Here is a 4,545-nt window from a genome sequence, read left to right as displayed (position 1 = left end):
TGCATCGTGCTGAATTCAATAAAGCGCTTGCCAGGAATGCGGTAAGGTCCAAACATGCCGGTGACATTGTACTGGATAAAGACTTCGCAAAAATGAATGATGCAGAGAAGCGGCAGATTGCAGACTATATCAAAGACAATGCAAGGAAATTCCGGACAAAAATGTCACGGAAGATTCGAGCAAACCGTTCATCTAAGATTGATATACCGGCTACGATAAAGAAAAGTTGCCAGACTGGCGGCATCCCGTTAAGACTTATACACCAGAAGCCAGTGAGACAGAAGTCAAACCTGATTCTGATTCTTGATGTGTCTGGGTCCTGCAAGAATGCCTCTGAAATGATGCTGGTGTTTATGCATGCAATGAAGGAAGTGTTTCCCGGTGGATGCAAGACTTACGCTTTTACGAATCGTCTTTATGATATTTCAAAATTCTTTGAAACAGACAACCCGAATGAAGCAGTAAAAGCCGTTATGGATGCGATACCGAGAGCGGGTGCCTATTCTAACTATGAAATCCCTTTCAGAACGTTCTACGACGAGCACATGAGTGAGGTGACCGGCGATTCTTACGTTTATTTCATCGGTGATGCGAGAAATAACAAAAACGCCAGCGGTGAAGACTATGTGAAGGCAATTGCAAGAAAGGCAAAAAAAGCGTTCTGGTTGAATACAGAAAAGGTGGAAGAATGGAACCACGGCGATTCTATCATTGGAACATATGCAAAATATATGACAAAGGTGGCACAGACGGTGACGCCGGCAGAATTGCTGGGATTTTTGGAGAGGTAAGAAGAGAGGGCTGCCACGCAAGCACGCTGCGGGCCCCTTGCAGTTTTTGCTTCTGTCTGCAAAGACGGGCTTTTGTCAACGAAGAACGGGGAATCCCCGGCCGACCAAAGGTTCCGGTTTTGACTTCGCACGCGGGTTTGAATTCCCGTTCGTGCACTGCACTCAGCCTTGCGGCTTCGTTTGTCAGCAGCAAAAGCCGCTTGGTTATATTTATTCTCTGTACTCAGCCTTATCGATGGGCGGGAAACCCGCCCTCGTCTGGTACACGCGAGCATAGCTCGCGGTATCACGGCTTCGTTTGTCAGCCTCTGCGAGGCTTGGTAACGAAGGCGTAAGGCTGAGTTATCATGAAAAGAATTCCGCATATTAAGTGCAGAAGCAAAAAGAAAGGAGCAAAAAAAATGCCAAAATCAGCTAACGAAGAAGTCAGGACGATTTACCGGCCGCCGTATTCTGTAGATGCATCGGCGAGTGCTAAGATGCTGAAGAAATACTACGACGCCAGGAAAGACGGAGAAATAGTAGACGTGGTGACTCTGACAGAGCCATATAATATAATCGGAAGTAATGCTTTTGATTTCTGCCATGTTAAAGAGATTACTATTCCGGATACCGTGACACAATTGAATCGTTTTGCTTTTGCTGACTGCAAAACGCTAAAAAAAATCACGCTCGGAAAAGGTATTAAAAAATGTGGGGAAGACCTAACTTTCCGGTCAGGCGTGCAGGAAATCGTCTGGACAAAACCAATTAAGGAAGATGTAGACGATGCATTGTCGTCATTACTGTATGGATTAATCCGGGAAGAATCTTCAATATTCTACCGGACAGACGAAATCCGGCTAAACAAAGGGAGAATATTTCTCAATACAGGAAAAGCACAGAAAACCTTTCTGCTGACATATGGCGGCAGAAGCATAAGACTTCCAAAGTGCATTAACAAATACCTCAACATGTTTGTCATCCAGGATATGGTGTACGCGGCTCTCGCCAGCGGTACAGATAAGACAAGCCGGTTTCTGTCATACCGTCTCATTTTTAGAATGATGCAGGATTTTCAGAACAAAGCGAGCGTTGCACTGGAGCTGTACATCCTGGAAGGTTCGTCAGATGCGAAAAGATACCTCCAAAACAATGCGGCGAAAATCGCAAAAGCATTTGCGGAGTGCGGAGATGATGTTGCATTGTCAAAATTTGTATCTCTTGGCCTGATGGATGCAGAAGCGCTGCTGTATACACTGCCAGTCGCGCAGGAGAAGGAATTGCAGACATCCGTATCGTATCTGCTTGATGAGATGCGAAAATGCGGACTTGCAGTGCCGGATTCTCTGAGTTTGTAAGTTCTTTAACATTTGACAAGCCGCTGCCAATCCGGCAGCGGCTTTTTTACTAAAAATCCAGTATATTGTACATATAAACACAAAAGGAGATATAATGTCAATAACCCGCGCCCGAGATAAATCTCGGACGGGGCTTGTAAAAACATGCATATTTTTATTCTGTATTTTTTATTAGTCCTGTCCATATTTATTAGAGGCGTTGGCCGCAAGGCCTTATTGATAGCGCCGGGGTTCCCCCGTCGTTATCAGCAGTCTTATTGATTAGCCTCAGTGTTAAACGAAGCCTTCCGGGCTAGTTTAATACTACGTTACCGGTAAAATAGGCACCGTGGGATACTCCTCAAGTCTCACGCTCTGCGGCATGCTGTTAAACATCTCTTAGGGTAGGAGAAGTGCAGTATGCGCTAAACTATCGGATAACATTGGCGATGAGGACAACCGATTCTGACTAGGCGCCGGCTTACCGGAGCCGAAAGGATAGAGAACCTGTATGGGCTGCTTTTAAATATCTTCGGATATTTGGAAGCAGTTGGTACAGAAGGCGTAAGCCATCCCGGCTTGCCGGGAAAATATAAGAATAAAAGGAGGGCAGCTTATGCCAGTTGCAGTAGTTAGTAAGACAGGTGAAAGATTAATGCCAACAAGTGAACACAGAGCACGTAAGCTGCTCAAATCAGGTAAAGCAATCAAGTATAGTTACCATCCGTTTACCATACAGCTTACCGAAAGGGAATCTGGAGATGTTCAGCCCATAGAGCTTTGTATGGATACCGGATATATACATATTGGAATATCTGTAAAATCAGAGAAGCACGAATATCTGGCTGAACAGATTGATACATTAACGGACGAAAAAGCTAGGCATGATGCATGCAGGATGTACCGCAGACAGAGACGAAGCAGAAAGAGATACCGCCAGCCACGGTTTAATAACCGGAAACGTAATGACAGGTGGATTGCTCCATCTCTGGAGCATAAGAAAAGTATCCACATCCAGGCAATTTTACGTATCTGTAAAGTGATGCCAGTTACTGATATTACCTTAGAAATGGGCAACTTTGATACTCAGGTTTTGAAGGCCAGAGAAGAAGGTAAACCATTACCGCAAGGAGTAGATTATCAGCATGGCGAGAGATACGGTATTACAACGCTCCGCGAAGCGGTGTTCGCGCGTGATGGATATACATGCCAGTGCTGCGGAAGGGCAATAAAAGACGGTGCGATTCTTCATGTACATCATATCGTATACAGAAGCCAGGGCGGAACAAACCGTATGTCAAATCTCATCACTATATGTGATAAATGCCATACACCGGCAAATCACAAGCAAGGCGGTAAGTTGTATAACTGGAAACCAAAGATTGCATCATTTAAGGGTGCAACATACATGACTACTATTCGATGGAAACTATATAACGAAGTAAAAGCGTTGTTTCCAGATATTGATATTGATATTCATATTACATATGGCGCTGAAACGAAAGAACGGCGCAGGGCATTGGATATTGACAAATCACACGTTAATGATGCTTTTGTAATGGGGCAGTTTCATCCAAAGCACCGTTCAAAACCTATATGCTATAAGAAAAAGCGCAGGAACAACCGGTGTCTGGAGAAATTCTACGATGCAAAATATATCGACAGCCGTGACGGTAAAAAGCGAAGCGGCCAAGAGCTGTTTAATGGCAGAATCAGCAGGAATCATAAGAAAGACTCAGAGAATCTACATCAGTATCGGTTGCAAAAAGTAACTCCTGGAAGAAGAGCAATCAGGAGGCAACATTACCCCATTCAGCCTCATGACATTATCGTTTATAACGGTAATAAAATTGAAGTTTCAGGATGCCAGCACAAAGGTACAAGAGTCGTTTTTTCTAAAACTAAAAAGTCAGTACAGATATCAAAAATTAAACTATTTAAATACGCTGGCGGTTATTCCAAATCAGTATTTAATTAATAGAAAAGGAGGAAGCAGGAGGAATGCAAAACCGCGCATTCCTCCCCACCAGACTGCGAAACAAGGAATATTGTTTCTACGTCGGATGGGGTACCCTGCGCGAAAAAAAGATGGATTTTGCATTTTATACAGACGCAGAAAAGAAACTAAAAGAACTGCGTTCAAAAGAAGAAAAAATAGAGATAAAAGAAGGTACAAAAATAATCGGCTCGTTTGCGTTTCGTGCCCCAAATGCCAAAGAGATTGTACTTCCTGATTCAGTTGAGACGATACAGATGTATGCATTTGGGAATTGTGAAAATCTTCAAAAAGTTGTTTTTGGGAAAGGAGTAAAGTGTATTTTTCCAGACATATTTAGGATTTAAAGCGGGAATCCTCGGTTATTCTATATCCGAGATGAAAGCGCATAAAAAATAAAAATATCGTATACGACTTTTTTATCTCCGCATCTCATGCG

The 4,545-nt window shown here is 43.4% G+C and carries 4 protein-coding genes; all 4 read left to right on the top strand.

The window, feature by feature from the left end:
• Positions 1-791: VWA domain-containing protein (locus AB5026_RS18630; protein ID WP_368214132.1), on the top strand; the 791-nt coding region annotated here is incomplete at its 5' end.
• Between the two features lie 401 nt (positions 792-1,192).
• Complete coding sequence (locus AB5026_RS18625) at positions 1,193-2,131, top strand: leucine-rich repeat protein (RefSeq protein ID WP_368214131.1); 939 nt, start codon at positions 1,193-1,195, stop codon at positions 2,129-2,131.
• Positions 2,132-2,726: 595 nt separating this feature from the next.
• Positions 2,727-4,088 (top strand): RNA-guided endonuclease IscB, encoded by a 1,362-nt coding sequence (gene iscB, locus AB5026_RS18620; protein WP_368214130.1) that lies wholly within the window; start codon positions 2,727-2,729, stop codon positions 4,086-4,088.
• A 23-nt stretch (positions 4,089-4,111) separates the two neighbouring features.
• Positions 4,112-4,453 (top strand): leucine-rich repeat protein, encoded by a 342-nt coding sequence (locus AB5026_RS18615; protein WP_368214129.1) that lies wholly within the window; start codon positions 4,112-4,114, stop codon positions 4,451-4,453.
• Positions 4,454-4,545: the final 92 nt, after the last annotated feature.

Origin of the sequence: Blautia sp. RTP21359st1_E11_RTP21359_211015, from assembly GCF_040910705.1 — a bacterium.
In the GTDB taxonomy this organism is placed as follows: domain Bacteria; phylum Bacillota; class Clostridia; order Lachnospirales; family Lachnospiraceae; genus Blautia_A; species Blautia_A fusiformis.
This window is presented reverse-complemented; position numbering and strand designations above follow the sequence as displayed.

Coding starts and splice junctions, on each gene's coding strand:
- AB5026_RS18625 (WP_368214131.1), top strand. CDS start 1,193: ATGCCAAAATCAGCTAACGAAGAAGTCAGGACGATTTACCGGCCGCCG.
- iscB (WP_368214130.1), top strand. CDS start 2,727: ATGCCAGTTGCAGTAGTTAGTAAGACAGGTGAAAGATTAATGCCAACA.
- AB5026_RS18615 (WP_368214129.1), top strand. CDS start 4,112: ATGCAAAACCGCGCATTCCTCCCCACCAGACTGCGAAACAAGGAATAT.